This window comes from Roseicella aerolata (assembly GCF_020523605.1).
In the GTDB taxonomy this organism is placed as follows: Bacteria; Pseudomonadota; Alphaproteobacteria; order Acetobacterales; family Acetobacteraceae; genus Paracraurococcus; species Paracraurococcus aerolatus.
In genome coordinates, this window is sequence record NZ_JAJAQI010000028.1 from 56,802 (window position 1) to 76,243 (window position 19,442).

At 71.4% G+C, this 19,442-nt stretch carries 21 protein-coding genes and 1 pseudogene; 9 read left to right on the forward strand and 13 right to left on the reverse strand.

The window, feature by feature from the left end; all coding sequences use genetic code 11:
- Nucleotides 1–44 precede the first annotated feature (44 nt).
- The 5 genes from LHA35_RS17820 (at nucleotide 45) to LHA35_RS17840 (ending at nucleotide 4,806) form a co-directional block, all read left to right on the forward strand.
- Complete coding sequence (locus LHA35_RS17820; RefSeq protein ID WP_226610493.1) at nucleotides 45–344, forward strand: DUF1488 family protein; 300 nt, start codon at nucleotides 45–47, stop codon at nucleotides 342–344.
- 192 nt (nucleotides 345–536) lie between these two features.
- A complete protein-coding gene (locus LHA35_RS17825; RefSeq protein WP_226610495.1) occupies nucleotides 537–740 on the forward strand; it encodes a hypothetical protein in 204 nt (67 codons plus the stop codon).
- A 514-nt stretch (nucleotides 741–1,254) separates the two neighbouring features.
- The gene (locus tag LHA35_RS17830) at nucleotides 1,255–2,067 is read left to right on the forward strand and encodes a hypothetical protein (RefSeq protein WP_226610496.1); all 813 of its coding nucleotides are present in this window, start codon (nucleotides 1,255–1,257) and stop codon (nucleotides 2,065–2,067) included.
- A gap of 97 nt (nucleotides 2,068–2,164) precedes the next feature.
- Nucleotides 2,165–3,496, forward strand: coding sequence for a hemolysin family protein (locus tag LHA35_RS17835; RefSeq protein ID WP_226610498.1), 1,332 nt, complete (start codon nucleotides 2,165–2,167; stop codon nucleotides 3,494–3,496).
- A gap of 140 nt (nucleotides 3,497–3,636) precedes the next feature.
- Nucleotides 3,637–4,806 carry a PAS domain-containing protein gene (locus LHA35_RS17840; RefSeq protein ID WP_226610500.1) on the forward strand — a complete coding sequence of 390 codons (1,170 nt, stop codon included), beginning with the start codon at nucleotides 3,637–3,639 and terminating at the stop codon, nucleotides 4,804–4,806.
- 77 nt (nucleotides 4,807–4,883) lie between these two features.
- On the opposite strand, the gene LHA35_RS17845 is transcribed toward LHA35_RS17840, so the two are convergent.
- The gene (locus LHA35_RS17845; protein ID WP_226610501.1) at nucleotides 4,884–5,258 is read right to left on the reverse strand and encodes a hypothetical protein; all 375 of its coding nucleotides are present in this window, start codon (nucleotides 5,256–5,258) and stop codon (nucleotides 4,884–4,886) included.
- A 367-nt stretch (nucleotides 5,259–5,625) separates the two neighbouring features.
- Between LHA35_RS17845 and LHA35_RS17850 the strand changes: the two genes are divergently transcribed.
- Nucleotides 5,626–5,901 (forward strand): hypothetical protein, encoded by a 276-nt coding sequence (locus LHA35_RS17850; protein WP_226610503.1) that lies wholly within the window; start codon nucleotides 5,626–5,628, stop codon nucleotides 5,899–5,901.
- A gap of 140 nt (nucleotides 5,902–6,041) precedes the next feature.
- Here the strand turns inward: LHA35_RS17850 and LHA35_RS17855 are convergent, their stop codons facing one another.
- Together LHA35_RS17855 and LHA35_RS17860 are read right to left on the reverse strand one after the other, a co-directional pair.
- Complete coding sequence (locus LHA35_RS17855) at nucleotides 6,042–7,304, reverse strand: extracellular catalytic domain type 1 short-chain-length polyhydroxyalkanoate depolymerase (RefSeq protein ID WP_226610505.1); 1,263 nt, start codon at nucleotides 7,302–7,304, stop codon at nucleotides 6,042–6,044.
- Between the two features lie 150 nt (nucleotides 7,305–7,454).
- Nucleotides 7,455–7,892: a CopG family transcriptional regulator gene (locus LHA35_RS17860; protein WP_456316085.1), complete on the reverse strand. Its 438-nt coding sequence runs from the start codon at nucleotides 7,890–7,892 to the stop codon at nucleotides 7,455–7,457.
- A gap of 438 nt (nucleotides 7,893–8,330) precedes the next feature.
- On the opposite strand from LHA35_RS17860, the gene LHA35_RS17865 reads away from it, so the two are divergent.
- Nucleotides 8,331–8,699 carry a hypothetical protein gene (locus LHA35_RS17865; protein WP_226610507.1) on the forward strand — a complete coding sequence of 123 codons (369 nt, stop codon included), beginning with the start codon at nucleotides 8,331–8,333 and terminating at the stop codon, nucleotides 8,697–8,699.
- Nucleotides 8,700–8,904: 205 nt separating this feature from the next.
- Here LHA35_RS17865 and LHA35_RS17870 read toward each other — a convergent pair whose 3' ends face one another.
- The 5 genes and pseudogenes from LHA35_RS17870 to LHA35_RS17890 form a co-directional block, all read right to left on the reverse strand.
- Nucleotides 8,905–9,276 (reverse strand): LysR substrate-binding domain-containing protein, encoded by a 372-nt coding sequence (locus tag LHA35_RS17870; protein ID WP_226610509.1) that lies wholly within the window; start codon nucleotides 9,274–9,276, stop codon nucleotides 8,905–8,907.
- Between the two features lie 37 nt (nucleotides 9,277–9,313).
- Nucleotides 9,314–9,472 (reverse strand): annotated as a pseudogene (locus tag LHA35_RS29070) (helix-turn-helix domain-containing protein); the annotation flags it as partial.
- Nucleotides 9,473–9,514: 42 nt separating this feature from the next.
- The gene (locus tag LHA35_RS17880) at nucleotides 9,515–9,718 is read right to left on the reverse strand and encodes a hypothetical protein (RefSeq protein WP_226610511.1); all 204 of its coding nucleotides are present in this window, start codon (nucleotides 9,716–9,718) and stop codon (nucleotides 9,515–9,517) included.
- Nucleotides 9,719–9,801: 83 nt separating this feature from the next.
- Nucleotides 9,802–10,167, reverse strand: a complete 366-nt coding sequence (locus LHA35_RS17885) for a hypothetical protein (protein ID WP_226610513.1) — start codon at nucleotides 10,165–10,167, stop codon at nucleotides 9,802–9,804.
- A 61-nt stretch (nucleotides 10,168–10,228) separates the two neighbouring features.
- A complete protein-coding gene (locus LHA35_RS17890) occupies nucleotides 10,229–10,489 on the reverse strand; it encodes a GlsB/YeaQ/YmgE family stress response membrane protein (protein WP_226610514.1) in 261 nt (86 codons plus the stop codon).
- Between the two features lie 311 nt (nucleotides 10,490–10,800).
- On the opposite strand from LHA35_RS17890, the gene LHA35_RS17895 reads away from it, so the two are divergent.
- The gene (locus LHA35_RS17895) at nucleotides 10,801–11,781 is read left to right on the forward strand and encodes a Bug family tripartite tricarboxylate transporter substrate binding protein (protein WP_226610516.1); all 981 of its coding nucleotides are present in this window, start codon (nucleotides 10,801–10,803) and stop codon (nucleotides 11,779–11,781) included.
- A 431-nt stretch (nucleotides 11,782–12,212) separates the two neighbouring features.
- Here LHA35_RS17895 and LHA35_RS17900 read toward each other — a convergent pair whose 3' ends face one another.
- The 5 genes from LHA35_RS17900 to LHA35_RS17920 form a co-directional block, all read right to left on the reverse strand.
- Nucleotides 12,213–12,791: a YgjV family protein gene (locus LHA35_RS17900; RefSeq protein WP_226610518.1), complete on the reverse strand. Its 579-nt coding sequence runs from the start codon at nucleotides 12,789–12,791 to the stop codon at nucleotides 12,213–12,215.
- Between the two features lie 213 nt (nucleotides 12,792–13,004).
- Complete coding sequence (hisN, locus tag LHA35_RS17905) at nucleotides 13,005–13,796, reverse strand: histidinol-phosphatase (protein ID WP_226610521.1); 792 nt, start codon at nucleotides 13,794–13,796, stop codon at nucleotides 13,005–13,007.
- The gene (locus LHA35_RS17910; RefSeq protein WP_226610523.1) at nucleotides 13,793–15,259 is read right to left on the reverse strand and encodes an aminotransferase class I/II-fold pyridoxal phosphate-dependent enzyme; all 1,467 of its coding nucleotides are present in this window, start codon (nucleotides 15,257–15,259) and stop codon (nucleotides 13,793–13,795) included. Before LHA35_RS17910 ends, hisN begins: the two co-directional genes overlap by 4 nt.
- 82 nt (nucleotides 15,260–15,341) lie before the next feature.
- Entirely contained in the window at nucleotides 15,342–16,760 is a 1,419-nt protein-coding gene (locus tag LHA35_RS17915) for a glutamine synthetase family protein (protein ID WP_226610525.1), read from the reverse strand.
- A complete protein-coding gene (locus LHA35_RS17920) occupies nucleotides 16,757–17,905 on the reverse strand; it encodes a 2-aminoethylphosphonate--pyruvate transaminase (protein WP_226610527.1) in 1,149 nt (382 codons plus the stop codon). The genes LHA35_RS17915 and LHA35_RS17920 overlap by 4 nt, the downstream gene beginning before the upstream one ends.
- A gap of 352 nt (nucleotides 17,906–18,257) precedes the next feature.
- Between LHA35_RS17920 and LHA35_RS17925 the strand changes: the two genes are divergently transcribed.
- Entirely contained in the window at nucleotides 18,258–19,094 is an 837-nt protein-coding gene (locus LHA35_RS17925; RefSeq protein WP_226610529.1) for a carbon-nitrogen hydrolase family protein, read from the forward strand.
- Nucleotides 19,095–19,442 lie beyond the last annotated feature (348 nt).

Sequence of the window (19,442 nt, forward strand, 5' to 3'; positions counted from 1 at the left end):
GACCGGTGGCCGGGGATGTTTCGTCGCGCAGGGAGCCATCGGGCATGACCGAGTTGAACACCAGGCCGATCGCGGTGCATCCACGGTGCGACGGCAGGCATCTACGCTTCGAGATCGTGGACGATGGGCGCCGCATCGCCTGTGCCATCTCCCTGATGGCCCTTGAGGACCTGAGCGAGATGCGATGCTACAGGCCGACCGATCAGCTCAGGTCCTTCGCCCTGGCACGCCGGCGGATCGAGGCCATTGCGCTGAACAAGATCAAGATGAAGGCCCAGGATGCGTCCGGCTTGCTGACCATCTGGTCCGATGATGTCGATGATCTCCTGTCAAATGGCGGGTGATCCGCCGCGGCGCGGCGAGCAGACGGGTGGCGCCGGGGAAAGGCTGTCATCAGGCGATCCACCGCCCGGCGTCCAGGCACCGATGGCCTGGTCCACGCGATGTCCGAACGGGCCGGAGCCATCTGCTTCGCGCTTGCGGCACGGCAGGGCGACCGCGGGCCGCGAGACCGCGCAGGAAGGAGCCGGATCGCCATGGCAGGCCTGATCGGGAAGCTGCTGGGCGCGATCCGCTATCGGCGGCGCTGGCGCATCCTGGCCGCCGCGGCCGAGGTTGCCGCCGACAAGGCGACGACGGAGCTTGACCGCCATGTGCGGGACCGCGGCCGCCGGCACAGGGCCGGCCAGCGATCCCTTGCCGAGCGGCCGCCCGCGTCGCGTATCCCCCGCAGCGGGTGAGTGAGCCCGGTCTCGGGCGACCTGCGAGGAGACCGCACCCCGCGCGTTCCTGAGATCGGTCCGTCCGCGGGCGCAGGCGGATCCTGGAACACGATCAGCTTCTCGTCCTGGAGCGGATCGCGGACGGGCGTGAACGCCCCGAAGCCTGGATCTGCCCTACAAGCCATGAACCACAGCGGATCGCCTTCGGTTCTGAACGCCAATCCGCGGTAGCCGCCCTGGCGGTGATGGTGGCGCTGCTCACGCAGGATCGGCTCCGCCACGATCGGCGCCTGCCTTCCCGGTCCGGGTGCATTGCCCGGCAGCCTGCACCTGGACCACGCGACCCTGCTGCGGGTGACAGGCAGCGCGGGCGATCGCGCCTGCGGCAGTCGCCTCCTCCTGGTGTTGCCCGCGCTGCTTCCGCGCAGTTGCGCAGGACCGGCGGGGCGCCGGAGTTTCTCTCGGAACCGGATGCGCGGCAGGACCTTCGATCGCTGTCGCCAGCGAGATGCCGCGGCACAGGAGCTGCACCGTGACCATCATCGTTTCCGTGAAGATCAACGACGGCGTCGTCATGGCGGCCGACAGCGCGGGCACCATGGGCAGCGGGCAGGTCTATGCCCACGCCAACAAGATCACGAATCTCTGCGAGGGCCTGCCCATCGGGGCGATGTCCACGGGGGCAGGCGGCATCGGCAACGAGTCCATCGAGACCCTCCTGAAGGATTTGCGGCGGCGCTTCGCCGGGCACGATCCGGCGCATCGCGATTGGCGCCTCGACCCCGAGCGCTACACGATGGAGCAGGTGGCCGGGCGGCTGCGCGCCTTCCTCTTCGAGGAGAAAGCCGCGCCCTGCCCGGAGCCGACCAACCTCCAGCTCCGGCTCTGCGGCTACTCCGCCGGCCGGCCGCTCGCCGAGGTGTGGGAGGTCAGCATGACGGGGCAGGCCTGCCCGCCGCCGCGCCGGATCATGGAGGAGACCAGCTTCGGCGTGTTGTGGGACGGACAGTACGAGGCGCTCAACCGGCTGATCCTCGGCCTCGGCTTCGATATCGGCGATGCGCTGGTGAAGCACGGCATGCCGCCACAGGAGGCCGGCCGGCTGCAGCAGGAACTGGTCCGCGACCTCTATGCGACGCTGTCGGTTCCCGCCATGCCGATCCAGGACGCGATCGAACTGGCGCGCTTCCTGGTGGAGACCACGATCGGCTTCGTCCGCTTCGCCGTCTTCCTGCCGAAGAGCGTCGGCGGCGCGGTCGAGATCGCCGCCATCACCAAGCACGAAGGCTTCCGCTGGGTGCAGCGGAAGAGCTTCTACCCCGCCGGGATCCGCCAGGAGGGCTGAGGCGGGGCGGCAGCGCGGGCGCGCGATCTTCCATCGGGACCGCTGCGCCGCATATGCCGGCCGCGGCCCGTCGCGGCGCGCCACTCCCGGAGGCCCAATGCTCGATCTCGCCCTCGTTCTGCTCCTGGTGCTGCTGAACGGCGTCTTCGCGTTGTCGGAACTCGCGGTCGTCTCCGCCCGCCGCAGCCGGCTGCGCGCCATGGCCGAGGCGGGGCGCCCCGGGGCCAGCGCCGCCCTGGCTCTGGCCGAGGAGCCCGGGCGCTTCCTCTCCACCGTCCAGATCGGCATCACGCTGGTCGGCATCCTCGCCGGCGCCTTCTCCGGCGCTGCGCTCGGCGGCCGCCTCGGCGCCTGGCTGACAGGCCTCGGCCTGCCCATGACGGTGGCGGAGCCGCTCGGCTTCGGCCTCGTCGTCGCCTTCGTCACCTATCTCTCGATCGTGGTGGGGGAGCTGGCGCCCAAGCGCCTGGCGCTCCGCCATGCCGAGGCGCTGGCCTGCGCCGTCGCCCCGGCCATGACCATCATTTCGCGCATCGCCGCGCCGGCGGGCTGGCTGCTCGATGCCTCGACCGACCTGGTCTTCCGCCTTCTCGGCCGCGCCGAGGCCCCGGAGGAGAGGGTCACCGAGGACGACCTGCGGGCGCTCGTCGCCGAGGCCGAGCGGGCCGGGACGATCGAGACCGCCGAGCGGCGCATGATCGCGGGCGTCCTCAGGCTGGGCAACCGGCCGGTGCGCGGCGTGATGACACCGCGCCGCGAAGTGGACTGGCTGGATGCTGACGCCGACGAGCAGGCGATGCGCGCCGTGCTGATGCGGACCGCGCATTCCCGGCTGCCGGTCGGCGCGGGATCGACCGAGGTCATGCTCGGCGTCGTGCAGTCGCGCGAGCTGCTCGCGGCGCTGCTGGCCGGGCGGCGGCTCGACCTCCGGGCCGCGACGCGCCGGGCGCCGGTGGTGCCCGACACGGCGGACGCGCTCGACGTGCTCGCCACGCTGCGGGCAGCCGAGGTGCCGATGGCGCTGGTGCACGACGAGCATGGCCATTTCGAGGGCATCGTGACTCCGACCGACCTGACCGAGGCGATCATCGGCGCCCTCCGTTCGGATACGGAGCCGGACGGGGAGCCGGCGGCCGTGCGGCGCAAGGACGGCTCCTGGCTCCTGGCCGGGTGGATGCCGGCGGACGAGATGGCCGAGCTGATCGGCATCGCCCTGCCGAAGGAGCGCGGCTATCACACCGCCGCCGGCTTCGTGCTGGCCCTGGCAGGCCGCCTGCCGCCGGTCGGTGAGGCGATGGAGGCGCAGGGCTGGCGGTTCGAGGTGGTGGACCTCGACGGCCGGCGGATCGACAAGCTGCTGGCGAGCCCCGTGCGCGCGGCCGTCGCTCCCGCTGCGAGGCGAGCCGGCAGCGGCCCGCCGGCCGGGTGACACGCCGCCGGCCGGGCGGTGCCTTTCAGGTTCTTGCTGTGCTTCGCGCGGAAAGTCCGGCCGACCTCGGCGTTGCCATGCAAGCGCCCCCTCATGGCCGGGCGGGGCAGCCTCCAGTCAGGGGCGATGCAAGGTCGCCAATGGCGGGAGCGAGGCACAGTGCTTCAGGCAGTGAGCATGGTCGAGGCGGAACCAGGACCTGCGGATGGCGGGAGGACGCCATCCTGAGCCAGGGCGCCATCGACCCGGCGGCCTTCCGGGCCGCCGTGCAGATGACGCGCACGCCGATGGTGCTGGCGGACCCCAACCTTCCCGACTGTCCCATCGTCTACTGCAACGATGCCTTCTGTGCGATGACGGGCTATGACCGGGCGGAGATCCTGGGGCGCAATTGCCGCTTCCTGCAGGGCCCCGACACCGACCCGGCGACGGTGTGGCGGATCGCCGAGGCCCTGGCCGGGCGCCGGCACGCCGAGGAGGAGATCTACAACTACCGCAAGGATGGGCGGGGAGTCTGGCTCACCGTCCATATCAGCCCGGTCTTCGACGCGCAGGGCGCCCTGCGCTACTTCTTCGGCAGCCAGATCGACATCAGCAGGCGGCGGGAAGCCGAACGCCTCCAGGCCAGGCACATCGACAGCATCGGTGCGCTGTGCACGGGCGTCGCGCACGAGTTCAACAATCTCATGACCATCGTCGTCGGCAGCATCGCGCAGGCGGTGAAGCAGGCCGTTGACCCACGCCAGCGCCAGCGTCTGGAGCGGGCCGCCTGGGCTGCACAGCGGGCGGGTGAACAGGCCTCCCACCTGCTTGGCCTGGCCCGGCAGCAGGTTGCGGCGGGTGAACCGGTTGACCTGAACCTCACCGTCCAGGCGCTGCAGGGCAGGATGGCGCAGGTGATTGGTCCCGAGGTGCGGCTCCGGCTGGAACTCGCGGCTCTCCCGGTCGTCGCCAGGCTCGATCACGGGCAGTTGGAGCGCGTCCTGCTCAGCCTCGTTCGCAATGCCGCCGAGGCGATGCCCGGGGGCGGAGCGGTGACGGTCTCGACCTCGGTGATCGGTACTCCCGGCGCCACGGCCATGGTCCAGGTCGCGGTGTCGGATACCGGCTGCGGCATGCCGCCGGAGGTCGTCGGGCGTGCCACCGAAGCCTTCTTCACGACCAAGAACGCCCGCACATCCGGGGGGATGGGCCTGTTCCTGGCCCTGAGCTTCGCAGAGCAGGCGGGGGGCAGGCTCTCGATCGATACCCGGCCCGCATGCGGCACCACGGTAAGGCTCCTCATCCCCTGCGGGGTGGATGCGCCGTGAGGCGGGCCGGTACGCCGTGTCATGTCCCGGTTGTCGAGGTCACGGCGCCGGTGGGCGCTCGTCCCGCGCCCGATGCCTCACACGCCGCGCGGCTTGCCCCGCCAAGGCCCCTTCGGCCGCGTCGTGGCCGGGCGGCGCCGGACCTCCTGCGCGCCTCCGGCGCCGCGCTCCCCGGCCATCTCCTGCTCGGAGGCCGCATCGGCCGCCGCGGCTTGCTGCACCGTCTCCCCTGCCTCGGACGCCGTGCCCCGCCCGTGGGCCTCCAGCAGCAGCGCGAGCGTGGCGTGGGTCTCGTGGAAGCCGCCCCCGTCGCGGGTTGCCACGAACGGCTTCCCGGCGATGGTGAAGATGCGGCGCTGCATCGCGAAGCGGGCAACCTGGCCTTCGGTGGCGGGAAAGAAGGCGCAGCCGCTGGCCTTCGCGGCCTCTACTTGATCCTGGGTCAGTTCCATGTCGTGTCTCACGTGAGCGGAGCGGATGGCGAGCAGGTTCTAACGCCGAACCCGCCGAGGCGGCGTTGGCGTTCCTGGTCGCCGGGCGAAGGTCGAACCGTCACCGGCCTGGTGCATCGCGGCGCGGCTGATCTGGGTGGGTCGCCCGACGCCCGGAAGGAGCCGGACGACCCGCTTGCAGGGCACCCTGGGCCGAGGCGCCCTACCAGAGGTCAACGCGCTGCCATCGGCTTGGGTGCATTGCGGGATATCGATCCGTCTTGCCGTGACCCGGCGCCTGCCGATGCGACGCGCACCCTGCGGCCCGGGAGGGAGCCTGCACCCCGGCAGGCCCACCCTAGGCGACAACAGGACAGGATCCAAGACGATGGAGAATGACAGCCCGGATCGCCCCGCCTTGGCGGGAGCGGACATGCGCCAGGTCCGGGAACTCTATGCGAGTTCCAACGGCGATCGGTGGTTCCTCGCGCGTGATCCCGGCTCCGGGCGGGTATTCGTGCGGCACGAGCCCAATGCCGCATCGGGCGGGCGAAAAGCGGAGTTCGAGATCGGCGAATTCCTGGCCCGGGGCGGGCAGGGGCCCGAGCACCAGGCCCTGCTGCGCCTGATCGGGAGCCTGGTCGGAGACCCCGCGAGGGGCTGAGGCGCGCACGCCCCGATCATCGGCGTGGCCCAGGCCGGCCCCATGGGGCCGGCCTGCCATCGTCGTTAGCGCCATCGCCCCGCGTCGCGGGCGTCAACGCCCTGGCGCGGGCCGGCTGCGTGGCCGGACCGCAGCCCTGGTCATGGGGTGGCGGCGCCTTGCCTGTGCTCGAGGAAGAAGCGGAGCATCTCGCGCGAGGCGTCGGGCCCGCGCGGGTCGGTGTAGGAACCGGCGGGGCTGCCGCCGGCCCAGGCATGGCCACCACCGTGGATGAGCCACTGCTCGAGCACGGTCCGGCCTTCGGCATCGGCATGGAGGGTGCGGCTGTAGGCATGCCCGCCCGCCACCCGGCCGCGCTGCATCTCGGTCCGGAGCCCGATGGCCGCAGCGGCGCCCGACTGCGTGATGACCTGGTCGCCGTTGCGGGGGTGCACGGTGGTGTCCCGGTCGGCGTGGAACACGATGGTCGGGATCACCTGCTGCGCATCACCGGTCCGGAGAGGTGTGCCGGGCGCGCCCTGCCGCATGGCGGCGAAGGCAGAGGGAAGGTCGCGGGCCGCGCCGCAGGCCAGGCCGGAATGCACCCCGACCGCGGCATAGAGATCGGGATAGGCCTGCCCCAGGATGGCGGCGGCGGCCCCGCCGGCCGACAGCCCGGCCACGTAGATGCGCCGCGGGTCGACCGCATGCTCGCGCATGATCTGCCGGGTCATGCCCGCGATCAGCGAGGGCTCCCCCTGGTCGCGCCGCTGGTCGCCCGGGCTGAACCAGTTCCAGCATTTCTGGGCGTTGGCGGAACTCGGCTGCGCCGGGTAGAGGACGAGCAGGCCATGCTCCTCGGCGAGCAGGTTCATGCGTGTCCCGGCAGCGAAATCGTCGGGCGACTGGGTGCAGCCGTGCAGCATGACGACCAGCGGGGCCTGCCCGCCGCGATGGCTGCCGGGGATGTATAGCTTGTAGGCGCGGCTCCCGGCTTCGGCGCCGAAGGACCCAGCCACGAAGCGTGCCCCCTCGGGCATCGGCCCGGGCGCAGCCGCCGGCGCGTGCCGCGCCAGGCCGTCCAGCCCCTGCCCAAGGCCGCCCTGGTTCATCTGGTCGAGGAAGCCGCGCAATGCCTCCGGCATCTGCGGCAGGGCGGTCCTGCCCTTGCCGGCAGCCGACCACGGGCCGGCAGCCGGGGCCGGCGCAGGAGCCGACACGTCACCGGTCTCGGGGTTCACGTCGATGATGCGCGGCAGCCGCCCGGCCGGGGTGCCGGCGGTGCCATGGGGCGTGGCCGCTGCGGGACCGGCCGCCGCATCGCCTTGCAGGAGGCGCTGCAGCAGCGCGGAAGCCTCGGCGATCCGGCCTTCGCGGGTGAGGCGGGTCGCCTCAAGCATGTCCTTCGGAAGCATCGCGTTCATGTCTGGTGCTTTCAATGCGCGGAAACAGGCCAGCCTTCCCCGCCGGGAGGCCCGCTCTGCACTCCGTCGTGGAATGCGGGTGGTGGAGATGGTCGGCCGCCGTCCCGATCCGGGGCGGCCGTCAGCCGGGTGCAGTGCGTCCCGGGATGGTTAGCGGCTGCGGTCGGCCAGGGCGGCCTTCACCGCGGCGCTGGCCTGGAGCGCGCCCAGGACGGAGATCGAGGCGATCGTCGCCCGGGCGAGTTCAGGCGTGACGTCCGCCGCGATGCTGGCAAGGCCCAGTACCCGGATGTGGAGCATCTGCCCGGCCGCCTGCGCCGCCTCGAGATCCTGGCGGCTGTAGTGCCGCAGGCCGAGGTCCAGGTTTTTCCGAACGACCGACTGTCTGGCCGCGTCGGCATGCCGTTCGATCTGGTTGCGGATGGCGGTGCGGATGAAGTCGGTACGATTGGAATAGAAGCCGTCCTGCACCAGCAGGTCGATATGGCCGAGGTCGACATAGCCAAGGTTGATGGTGATCTTTTCGGTATCGCCGCCGGCCTTGGGCCGCAGCTCATGTACAGTGTTCGCCATCTCTATGCCATCCATCCGCCATCCGCTTGGATGGTAAATGGGAGGCCGGCTGGAGCATTCAAGCGGTCCGCGGAGGTGGGATCCTGATTCGCCGGGCAAGGGCAAGGCGGCGGCGTTGCAGGATCCCCTCACTTTCCGCGCCGCCCATCCGTTCCCCGTGTGCCGCGGCGATCCCGCCATGGCGGCCGCACCGCTCGCCATGCAGCAACTCGTCGCTTGTGATCCGAACCGGGGGCGCCCCTGGGCGGGGGCCGAAGGTGGCGGAAGGTGGGATGGTCCGGGCCATCACCTGGGCGGTGTTGTGGTCCAGCAGGCGATGCCGGCGCGATCACGCGGGTGGACTGGCGCCTCCCGGACTGATCGCAGAGGGAAGCGAACGCCGCTCACGGCGTGGCGGAAGCAGGGACGCCGCCAGCGCGTTGGATGCGGCGAGACCGTGTCGCGGAGGAATGCATGACCCTGAGACTCGTATCGTCCGGCGATGATCAGGCCGGGGCGATCCGCGACCATCTCCTGCCGCTGGTCCGGAGGTGCGGGACCCTTGAGGTGCAACGCGATGCCGTCCGGCTGATTGTATTCAGGGCCGATGAATGGGTGATCGAGCACTGGACGCCGTTCAACGACCTGTCACCCGGGGAGGCCTCCTCCCCGGGGTACCGGCACGCCCTGCAGCATCAGCACACCGCGCCCGACCTGCCCTATGGCCTTCATGTCTGGCATGCCGGCACGAAGGTGCTGAGTATCCTCTGGGCCAGCAGTGGCGACATCAAGGTCATCGACTTCGCCCGTGGCGGCTGGGAGGCGAAGGCGCTCGCGTTGTAGCAGCGCCCGGTTTCATGCCGTGCCGTTCGGCGTCGGGGGGTACCGGGTATGATGCCGGTGCGGGGCGCGAGTGCATCGAGCCGCCCCGGCGGAGGTGAGGGGACCGATGTTGCGCCTCCTGGCTCCCAGGCGCGACGGAATGCCTGCACGAATTCTCCGCTGTCCCCCTGATCCCGGACCGTGGCGGGACGCCGCTTCCGCCAGTTCACCGAGATCCACGACATGCCGGCGCGCCATGGCGCTCCAGATAGGCAGGGCTGGCGCAGAGCCCATGCGTCATGGTGCCGATCCGCCGCGCGCCGAGATCATGCTGCTGGAAACGCGTGAGGCGCACCGCGATATCCGCCTCCCGCATGGCGAGGCTCGCATGCCGCCCATAAGCCGGCAGCTCGATGCCGATCTCCGGATTGCCGAGCTGCAGCGCACGGAAGGCGGGCAGGAGGAGGCGGCTGGCGAGCGTCTCGACCGCCGTCACCCGCACCGCCCCTTCCAGCAGTGCATTGCGGCCGCCGACCGTCCGCTCCGCCGCGAGCGCCTCCGCCCCGCCCGCCAGCCTCGGGACATAGCCCTCCGGCACGCGATGGAGCAGCCGGGTGCCGGGGCCGTCTCTCCAGCGAGGCGAGGTGGCGGCTGACGGTGGATTGGGTCACGCACAACTCCCGGGCCGCGGCGGAAAGGCTGCCGGTCCGGGCGATGCCCAGGAAGAAGCGGAGGTCATCCCGGTCCAGCAGCGGCTCGTCCACATCCCTGCCCGCCGGGCATCGGCAGGACATGGCGGCAGCGGGCGGAGGCGCTATCGGGTTCGGCCGCCCGGCTCAATCGTCCTCGCGCGGGGTGTCGGGGGTGTCGGGCTGGCCGGCACCGGATCCGTCCTGCGGTTCGACCCGGTGGGTCTCCCGCACCAGGGCCAGGGCATCCCGCACCGTGCCCGCCCAGTCGCCGCCATTCGCCTCGTGCAGGGCCCGCATCCGGGGCGCCAGCCGCGCGACCAGGGCCGCATCCGCATCATTGGGGTTCATCGGTCATTCTCCTTGCTCCGGTTCACGGGCTTGCAGGCTGCACCGCCATGGCCCCCGCGAAGGAAGCCACGGCCGCGCGGGGGTCAGGCCGGGCGCCGGACGTGACCGGGCGTCAGCAGGGCGATGCGGTCGCGGGTGCCGCGGCGGGCACCGAGCACCGCTGCGATGGCCCCGAGCAGCAGCGCCGCGACGGTGCCGAAGGCGCCGACCGAGGTGGCGCGCGCCGTGGCGTCGGTAGCCTCGCGGGCGCGGGTGGCGGCCGCCGCCGCGGTGCGCTGCGCCGCGGCCTCCATCGCCAGGACACGGCGTGAGGCTTCCTCCGGCGGGATGCCGGACTTGGCCGCGACCCGCGCATCCAGCCGGGCGCGCTCCTCGCCGACGAAGCCGCCAGGCGCGATGCGGCGTCCGAGCAGGGAGGTGATCTCCGCACTGCGCTGCTCGGTGGTCATCGCCTGGAGATCGCCGCCGGTGCCGCGCAGCGCGTCCCGCGCGCGATTGGCCAGGGCCGGTTCAGGACGCGCGCCGGCGCGACGAGAAGGCGTTGTAGAGCCAGAGCACGACGACGGCCCCGAGCACCGCCACCAGCAGGCTCCAGAGATTGAAGCCGGTGACCCCGACGCCACCGATGACGCTCATCAGGAGGCCACCGACGAAGGCTCCGACCACGCCGAGTACCAGGTTCATCATCAGGCCCGAGCCCTCGCCGTGCATGATCTTGCTGGCGATCCAGCCGGCGATGAGGCCAAGCACGATCCAAGCGATGAAGCCCATCCCGATTTCTCCCTTTGCGCGTTTGCCACGGCTGCCGCCGCCAACAAGGCTCCTAACCGCCAGGAGCGTGGTGGTTCCGCGGGGGCGTGCTTGCGCCGGCCTTTGCTTTTCGATGGCGAGGTGAAGACCGTGCCGGGAGGTCGCGCGGAACGCCATCGGAGCTTGCCGGCGCCCATCGACCCGCGGCCGCCGCCCCGCTGAACAACTCCGAGTGTGGTGCCGGGCAATGCCTCGGTCCGGAAAGCGTCTGCCGTCGAGGCGCAGGGTCGCGCTAGGCTATCGGCTGCAAACAAGAAGACAGGGAGGCAAGCATGACACGCCTGCAGGTTGGGCGGCGGGGCTTGGTGGCCCTGGCGGCCGCACCGGCGCTGGCTGTCCCACGGCTCACCCGCGCGCAGCAGGACTGGCCGGCACGCCCGATCACAATGATTGTCCCCTATCCACCCGGCGGCACCACGGACCTGGCGGCGCGCCCGGTGGCGCCGAAGCTGGGGGAGATCCTCGGCCAGCCCATCGTGATTGAGAACCGCGCTGGTGCCGGTGGGAGCATCGGGGCAGAGGCGGTCGCCCGGGCACGGCCTGACGGCTACACCTTCCTGGCTTTTCCCACGGCGGTCATGACCATCAGCCCGCATATCATGAGCTTGCCGTACGACCCGGCCACGGCCTTCACGCCGGTGTCGATGAGTACGGTCGCCTATGGCGTCATTGCCGCGCACCCGTCCCTGCCTTTCCGCGACGTTGCCGGGCTGGCTGCCTATGCGAAGGCCCACCCCGGACAGCTCCGCTTCGGCTCGGCCGGCAACGGCACCATCACCCAGCTCTCCGGGGAGATGTTCGCTGCGGCCACCGGCATCCGCCTGGAGCATGTGCCCTATCGCGGCTCGGCGCCGTCGCTGACCGATCTGCTTGCCGGGCGGGTGCAATTGCTCTTCGACCCGGTGGCGCTCCCGGCGATCCAGGAGGGCCGGTTGGTCGCCATCGCCACCATCGCCGAGACGCGCAATCCGCAGCTGCCCACCATACCAGCGCTCCGGGAGCTTGGCCTCCGGCAGGCGGAGGCCTTGCCCTGGTTCGGCATCGCCGGCCCGGCGGGCCTGCCGGGGGCGATCCTCGACCGGCTGACCGCGGCGCTGGAAACCGTGCTGGCGATCCCCGAGGCGGCACTGGCGATGGCGCCGATGGGCCTGACTCCAAGGTTCGAGGCTGGGGAGGCCTTCGCCAGTCGCATTCACCGGGAGCGGGAGATGTATGGCGCCGTGGTGCGTCGGATCGGAGCGGCGGCGAGGTGACCCGGGTCACTCCGCACAAGCTGCCATGGGCCTGCCGGAAGGGCTTCACCCCGGCGCCCCCTGCCGCATCCTCGCCGAGGCCGCGCAACATCCGCTTCGCTTGGCCACGCCGCCCGGCACACTGCACCACCGCTGCCTGGGCAGTGCCGAACATCCTGTTCAAGCAGGACGACGTCGAAGAAGGTGAGGCGCCGATGGAGGAGATCGGCCGCGGTTGACGCAAGGCGGAGGGTGCCTGGACGGCGGTTCGGGCCACCGGGGCCGGGCTGCTCGCGATGGGCACCGCGTCGGCAGACATTGCACCGCCAGCCTGCGCAAGCCGCGCGAGGGCGCAAAGCAGCAGCAGGTGCTCGCCATGCTGCGCCGGCCCGAGGGCGCCACCGCTGTGGCCCGAGCCCGAAGCTGCGAGTCCGCAGCCCGGCGCCATCACGTCAGGTCACGTCCGCCGGGGCGGCCATGCCTCTGAAGCCAGTTCCCACGCCAAGCCGCCCCGCATCCCTCCGCCGCTGTTGCCACTTGAGCCAGGTACCGCGCCCGAGGCCGAACAGGTCGGTGCAGACCCCTGGAACCGAGCCGACCAGGATGCTGTGCAGCAACCATGGCATGGATGAGGCGAGCAGGATGGCCCGGTGGCGGCCCGGGTCGGTCTGCCAGCGCCCGTAGCAGCCAAGGGCCGTGCCGATGGCTGCGAAGAAGGATGCGGCGCCGGACCACGTCGCGGCTGTCAGCAGGACGACCGGGATCAGCGCGGCCACATAGAGCCGTTGAATGAGACCCAGCCGCGCAGAGTCCGGCGGCCCCTCCAGGAACAGCGACAGCGCTGCGATGCAGAGCAGAAGCCCCGTCATGGTCGCGGCGGTCCCCTGCCCCTGCAGCACCCAGTGCAGGAGGAAGCAGGCCGATCCGATCATCTGCACCAGGAGCATGCTGCGGCGCGTGCGCGCAAAGGACCATAGGCAGCAGGCCAGACTGCCCACATAACCGAAGGTCTCGGCGAGGAATGGGGTCACCGCGCCGCCCCCCGGCTGGGGATGGCAGGCAGGTAGGTCTCTGTCGCGTTCATGCGCAAGCGGGCCTGGGGCAGGGCCATGGCCGAGGAGCCGGCCGGGCCAGGCCGGGTGAAGCATGAGCGCGGTCGCTAACTCAATATTGTGTGATTGTATTCTGCGCCAGCCGCTCGCGCTGTGCCTGGCGGGCCACACCGGGACCCGCCAGTGGCCCTCTCAGCGCCTCGGCACTGCCAACAGCGCGATCGCCTTGGGCAGCAGGGATCTATCGCCGACGGCGAGGACCCGCGGGCCGGAGCCGGCCCGCAGGGGCTCACCATCCCAATCCGTCACGCGGCCGCCCGCACCCTCGACCACCGGCACCAGCGCCGCCCAGTCCCAAGGCTTCATCTCGGATTCCGCGACCAGGTCGAGCTGCCCGAGCGCGAGCAGGCCATAGGCGTAGCAATCCCCGCCCCAGGAGACGCGGCGGACCGCGCCGGCCAGGCGCTGCCAGCGCGGCGTCTCCTCGGCGTCCAGCATCGCCGGGCTGGTGCAGGAAAGCTCGGCCTGCGCTAGCGCCGGGCAGGGGCGGCAACCCGGCCGCCCACCGAAGGGGCCGCGGAAGCGCGTGGACTCACCCAGCACGCCCACCCAGCGCTCCCCGGTGATGGGCTGGTCGATGACGCCGAGCACCGGCACGCCGTCGCGCAGCAGCGCAACCAGCGTGCCGAAGACCGGGCGGCCGGTGATGAAGGCGCGGGTGCCGTCGATCGGGTCCAGCACCCAGCGCAGCGCCGCCTCCGGCCGGTCGAGCCCGAATTCCTCGCCGAGGATGCCGTGCCCGGGGAAGCGCTCCGCCAGCACCGCGCGCATCGCCTGCTCGGCCGTTCGGTCGGCGATGGTGACGGGGCTGCGGTCCTCCTTCTGCGTGGCGTCCAGCGATGCGCGGAAGAAGGGGCGGATGACGGCACCGGCCACGTCGGCCGCCGCCTCCGCCGCCGCGACCCAGGCTTGGAGCTCCGTCATGCGACGACGCGCAGGGACTGCATGTCCGGGTCCCGCAGGCCCGCCGGGAAGAAGCCGGCCTCCAGGCCGAGGCGGAGGAAGGCGACATGCACCGCCTCGATACGCTGGCCGGGCACCAGGCGCGGGATGCCGGGCGGATAGGGCGCGACCATCTCGGCGGCGACGCGGCCGGCGGCCCGCTCCAGCGGCACGGCCTCGGTACGGCCGAAGAACGCCTCGGCCGGCGTCATGGCCATGGTGGTCGGCAGGTCGCGCCGCCGCGGCATGCCCGGCGGCCGGCCCTTGCCCTTCTGCGTGCCGGCCCAATCGGCGAGTGCCCGGATGGCGCCGACCAGCGCATCCGCCTCGGCATCGATATTGCCCAGGGTGAAGCAGGCCAGCAGGTGGACGTCGTCGCTGAGGCCCATGGAGATCTGGCCATTCTCGGTCAGCCAATCCTCGGCCGCATAGCCGGTGACACCGAGGCCGGAGATGTCGAGCGCGACCTTGGTCTCGTCGAGTGCGAAGCGGGCATCGCCGTCCAGCGCCTCCTTGCCCAGCACGCGGATGCCGGGGATCTCCGCCAGCGCCGCGCGCGCCCGCCGCGCCCGGGCCAGCAACCCGCCGAGGATCGCCTCCCCCTCCAGCGCGAATTGCCGCCGCGTGGCGTCGATGGAGGCCAGCACCTGCACCGGCGGGCTGGTGCTCTCGAACAGGTCGTAGGCCAGGGCGAAGCGCTCCGCCGAGACCAGTTCGCTCTTCAGCAGCATGATCGAGGCGCCCTGCAGCCCCGCCATGGTCTTGTGGATGCTGCCGAGCGAGAGGTCGGCGCCGGCCTTGATCGCGTGCAGCGGCAGGTCCGGGTGGAAGGCCATGTGCGGCCCCCAGGCCTCGTCCACCACCAGCGGCCTGCCATGGCGGTGGCATGCCTCGGCCAGGGCACCGATGTTGCTGACCACGCCGAAATAGGTCGGGCTGACGATGAAAGCGCCCCTCGCCTCGGGGTGCTCGGCCAGCTTGCGCTCCAGCTCCGCCACCGGGATGCCGTGCTCGATATCCCAGGCCTCGTCATGGTCGGGCTCGAGGAAGATCGGGCGCAGCCCCGCCAGGATCAGCCCGGCCGTGACCGACTTGTGGCAGTTGCGCGCGACCAGCACGGTATCGCCCGGCGCCGCGACGCTCAGATAGGCGGCGTGGTTGCTGAGGCTGGTGCCGTTGGTCGAGAGATAGGCGACATCGGCACCCCAGGCCTCTGCCGCCAGGTGCTCGGCGCGCTGGATGGTCCGCTTCTTCTCGCGGCGGTCGTCGATACCCTTCTGCGTCGTCGCATCGGCGTCGAAGGCCTCCTCGCCGATCACCTGCTTGATGTCCGGCGGCGCGCCCTGGCCGGATTTGTGACCGGGCACGCCGAAGGAGACACTGCTCTGCCTCGTATAATTCGCCAGCGCCTCCAGGATCGGGGCGCTGCTCTGGGTGTCTGCCATGGGTATCCTGTCAGTTGGGCGGGCCGGCCCGATGCGCGCCGCCGGATGCTGCCGCGCCGCGCGCCCCGGCCTGCGGGCCGCCTCAGGCCCGCTCGAAGTAGCGGGCGATCTCCCAGTCGGTGACGCGGCGGTCGAACTCCGACTGTTCCCATGCCGCGGCGCGGACATAGTGGTCGATGACCGCATCGCCGAAGGCAGCGCGCAGCGCAGTGGAGCCGTCGAGCGCCGCGGTCGCCTCGCGCAGCGTATGCGGGATCTCGGGGAGGCCCTCGACCAGGTAGGCATTGCCCTCGGCCGGCGGGTCGAGCGGCAGGCGCTGCTCCATCCCGTGCAGCCCGGCGGCGATCAGCGCGGCATAGGCCAGATAGGGGTTCACGTCGGCGCCCGGCACGCGGCATTCCGCCCGCAGGCTGCGCCCCTTGCCCAGCACGCGGAAGGCCGCGGTGCGGTTGTCGCGGCTCCAGACCGCCTTGGTCGGCGCGAAGGAGCCGGACTGGAACCGCTTGTAGGAGTTGATGCAGGGCGCGAGGAACAGCGTCATCTCCCGCAGCAGCGCAATCTGCCCGGCGAGGAAATGCGCGAAGGGCGCGGAGAGCCCGTGCGGCGCCGCCGGGTCGGCCGTCGCCGCCGCGCCGTCCAGCGTCCGCAGCGAGACATGGATGTGCCCGCTGCTGCCCGGCTGCGCCTCATGCCACTTGGCCATGAAGCTGGCGGACTTGCCCATTCCCTGGGCCAGTTCCTTCACGCCCGTCTTGTAGATCACGTGGCGGTCGGCGCTCTCGAGCGCCGGCGCATACTGAAGGGTGATCTCCGCCTGGCCCGGTCCGCCCTCGCCCTTGGAGGCCTCGATCGGGATGCCAGCCGCCTCCATCCCGGTGCGGATGGCGCGCATCAGCCCTTCCTTCCCGGTGCCCTGGAAGACCTGATAGTCTTCCGAATAGAAGCCATCTGCCGCCAAGCCGCGATAGCCCTTGGCGCGCAGGGACCGCCAGTCGCCCTCGAAGACGGTGAACTCCAGTTCCGACGCCATGGTGGCCGAAAGGCCGGCGGCGGCCAGCCGCTCGACCTGCCGGCGCAGCATGCTGCGCGGGGCGTGCGGCACCAGCCGCCCCTCCTGGTCCACGGTGTCGCCCAGCACCAGCAGCGTGCCGGGCTGCCAGGGCAGCATCCGCGCGGTCGCCGGATCGGGGCGGATGGAGAAGTCGCCAAAGCCCCTGTCCCAGCCCGTGGCCTGCAGGCCGGGGATGGGCACCATCTCCGCATCCACGCCCAGCAGGTAGTCGCAGGCATGCACGTCCTCGCCCGGGTCCTCCAGGACGTGCCGCGCGGTCAGCCGCTTGCCGGCCAGCCGCCCCTGCATGTCCGCCATGCAGACCAGGACGGTGTCGGCGCCCTCCGCCTCGATGAGGCGGGCGAGCCCTTCCGGACCCGGCCGCGCATCGTTGGCGGGCTCCGGCGGCGTCTGCTCCGCCGTCACCGCACGTATGGCGCCCGCCCTCACGACAGGCGCTCCGGCATGGCTGCGCGGCGCTCGGCCGGGCCGGGGCCGGCGCCCGCGCGACGGCGCGCCCGGGCGAAGGCACGCGTCGCCTCCACCCAGCCGGGCTCGATGCGGCCGATGCAGCCGATGCGGAAGCTGCGGCTCGCCTCGTGGAAGCGGGCATAGATCAGCAGCCGTGCCGCGCGCAGATGCGCGTAATAGTCGGCGAAGGCGATCGCGTCAGGCACCAGCGCGTCGTTGCGGAAGGCAATGCAGATCGGCGACTGCAGCTGGGGCGGCAGGATGGGGGCGAAGCCGAGTGGCCGCAGGCCGGCGACCAGCCGGTCGCGGATCGCGGCATAGCGCGCGTGGCGGCCCGCCACGGTTTCCTGCTCCAGCGAGCGCAGCCCTGCCCGCAGCGCCTGCGCCACATGGGTCGGCGGCGTGGAGCGCCACTCGCCGCTCTCCTCGAAGCTGCGCCACTGGTCGAAAAGGTCGAGGGTATAGGTCCGCGGCACCGCGCTCTGCGCCGTCAGCAGGGCACGGCGGAGGATGGCGAAGGCTATGCCGGGAGGCGCCTCCAGGCACTTGTTGCCGGAGGAGATCAGGATGTCGAAGGGATGCCGGCGCGCATCCACCTCGATCGCGCCGAAGGCGCTCATGGAATCGACGATGCTGGTCACGCCACGCGCCCGCGCCAGCGCCAGCAGTTCCTCCAGCGGGTTCAGGATGCCGGAGGTCGTCTCGCAATGGACAAAGTAGAGATGGGTGATGGACGGGTCCTCCCGCAGCATCGCCTCCGCCGCCTTCAGTGAAACCGGCGCGTCGATCGGGTAGGCCAGCACGACATGCGGCAGCCGGTGGCGCCGCATGATCTTGGCGGCCGTCTCGCCATAGACGCCGTTCGAGCAGACCAGGACCTTGTCGGTGTCCTTGACCAGGGTGCTCAGCACCGCCTCGATGGCGAAGGTGCCGCTGCCCTGCATGAGGACCGTCGTGTAGTCCGGCCCGGCATTGGCGATATCCTGGATGGCGCGACGGATATCGCGGGTGACCTCGCGGAAGGCCATGTCGCGGGAACCGAGATCGCTCTGCATGGAGGCCTTGACCTCGGGCGCGAGGGCGAGCGGTCCCGGCGTCAGCAGGCGCGGATTGCGTGACAGCATTTCTGATTCCTTGGGGTGCCCAGCCCAGCCATGTGCAGGGGCTGCCCATCTTCTGGCGTTGCTGCCCGCCCCATCCGCAGGTGGAGACATGCGGGGGAAGCCGGCAGTGGCAACGCCAACGTCACGGCGGGATCAATGGTTTGTCTCCATGCGGCAATGTGGCTGTCGAATTCCACAGATCTGCCAAACATCGTGAGGCGCTTGTACAGTACCGCACACACGCGATGCCCAAGCTGTTCTACGAGTATTCTGTGGTCGGGCGGCAACCTGCCAGCAGCTCCGGCGCAGCGCGTGCTCGGAACCCCGGCGGGTGCGGTCCGTACAAGCGGATGATGGGAAAAGGGGCGACAGCATGCGCATCGCGGCGTGCCAGATGAATTCGCAACAGGACAAGGCGGCGAATCTCGCAACAGCCCTGGCGCTGCTCGACCAGGCGGCGGAGGCCGGTGCCGACCTGGCCGTGCTGCCGGAATACCTCGACTATCTCGGCACGGATGACGGCGCGCTGCACGCAGCGGAGCCCATCCCGGGCCCCTTTATCGAGAGCCTTGCGGCAAAGGCCCGGACCCTCGGCCTCTGGGTGCTCGCCGGCTCGGTCCATGCGCGCGGGCCGGACAGTCGGTGCCGCAATGCCAGCCTGCTGCTCGACCGGCAGGGCCGTATCGCCGCGCGCTACGACAAGCTGCACCTGTTCGACATCGGCCTGACCGGACAGCCCAGCTACCGGGAATCCGCCACCGTGGGCGGCGGCGATCGCGTGGTGACGGCGGAGATCGACGGCGTCCCCGTCGGCCTATCCATCTGCTACGACCTGCGCTTTCCGGAGCTGTACCGCCTGCACGCCCTGGCCGGCGCGCAGATCCTGCTGGTGCCTGCCGCCTTCACCCTGCACACCGGCCGCGCCCATTGGGAGCTGCTGCTGCGCGCCCGCGCGGTGGAGAACCAGTGCTTCGTCATCGCCGCCGGGCAGGTCGGGGAGTCGCTGCCGGGCAAGGCATGCTTCGGCCACAGCATGATCGTCGATCCCTGGGGTACGGTGCTGGCCTGCCGGCCGGACGGCACCGGCATTGCCGTGGCCGAGCTGGACTTCGACGCGCAGCGCCGGCTGCGGGCGGAACTGCCCACCCTCGCCAACCGCCGCGGCGATGTCTACGCGCTGCAGGCGCCCGGCCATGGCCAGCGGTGGTGACGGCGCCGGCGCAAGCGCCGGAACGCTGCCGAGCGCGGCGAGGCAAGGGCCCGCAACAGGTGCCGGGGCGACCGCCTGCCCTGCCTTTCCCGTCCGCGCGGAGAGGCCCTGGCCGCCGCTTGCCGCGCCTCCATCCGGCTGCGCGAGGAGGATCGGCGACGAGGTGCCGCAGAAGACCCTGCGCGAGACCGGCACCGAGGCCCGTGCGGCCGAAGGAACCGCCGCTGCCCTAGCAGCCTGTCGGGTTTGGGTTTGCTGGCGACGGGTTTGTTGGATTGTGGATCAGGCGGCTGGCCGCAGGCGATGCAGCCTACGGCAGTTGTAGGCGAGGGCGACGAGGGTCCATTC

Coding starts and splice junctions, on each gene's coding strand:
- LHA35_RS17895 (WP_226610516.1), top strand. CDS start 10,801: ATGACACGCCTGCAGGTTGGGCGGCGGGGCTTGGTGGCCCTGGCGGCC.
- LHA35_RS17865 (WP_226610507.1), top strand. CDS start 8,331: ATGACCCTGAGACTCGTATCGTCCGGCGATGATCAGGCCGGGGCGATC.
- LHA35_RS17880 (WP_226610511.1), bottom strand. CDS start 9,718: ATGAACCCCAATGATGCGGATGCGGCCCTGGTCGCGCGGCTGGCGCCC.
- LHA35_RS17850 (WP_226610503.1), top strand. CDS start 5,626: ATGGAGAATGACAGCCCGGATCGCCCCGCCTTGGCGGGAGCGGACATG.
- LHA35_RS17885 (WP_226610513.1), bottom strand. CDS start 10,167: ATGACCACCGAGCAGCGCAGTGCGGAGATCACCTCCCTGCTCGGACGC.
- LHA35_RS17840 (WP_226610500.1), top strand. CDS start 3,637: ATGGCGGGAGCGAGGCACAGTGCTTCAGGCAGTGAGCATGGTCGAGGC.
- hisN (WP_226610521.1), bottom strand. CDS start 13,796: ATGACGGAGCTCCAAGCCTGGGTCGCGGCGGCGGAGGCGGCGGCCGAC.
- LHA35_RS17920 (WP_226610527.1), bottom strand. CDS start 17,905: ATGCTGTCACGCAATCCGCGCCTGCTGACGCCGGGACCGCTCGCCCTC.
- LHA35_RS17845 (WP_226610501.1), bottom strand. CDS start 5,258: ATGGAACTGACCCAGGATCAAGTAGAGGCCGCGAAGGCCAGCGGCTGC.
- LHA35_RS17825 (WP_226610495.1), top strand. CDS start 537: ATGGCAGGCCTGATCGGGAAGCTGCTGGGCGCGATCCGCTATCGGCGG.
- LHA35_RS17910 (WP_226610523.1), bottom strand. CDS start 15,259: ATGGCAGACACCCAGAGCAGCGCCCCGATCCTGGAGGCGCTGGCGAAT.
- LHA35_RS17855 (WP_226610505.1), bottom strand. CDS start 7,304: ATGAACGCGATGCTTCCGAAGGACATGCTTGAGGCGACCCGCCTCACC.
- LHA35_RS17925 (WP_226610529.1), top strand. CDS start 18,258: ATGCGCATCGCGGCGTGCCAGATGAATTCGCAACAGGACAAGGCGGCG.
- LHA35_RS17820 (WP_226610493.1), top strand. CDS start 45: ATGACCGAGTTGAACACCAGGCCGATCGCGGTGCATCCACGGTGCGAC.
- LHA35_RS17890 (WP_226610514.1), bottom strand. CDS start 10,489: ATGGGCTTCATCGCTTGGATCGTGCTTGGCCTCATCGCCGGCTGGATC.
- LHA35_RS17835 (WP_226610498.1), top strand. CDS start 2,165: ATGCTCGATCTCGCCCTCGTTCTGCTCCTGGTGCTGCTGAACGGCGTC.
- LHA35_RS17860 (WP_456316085.1), bottom strand. CDS start 7,892: ATGGATGGCATAGAGATGGCGAACACTGTACATGAGCTGCGGCCCAAG.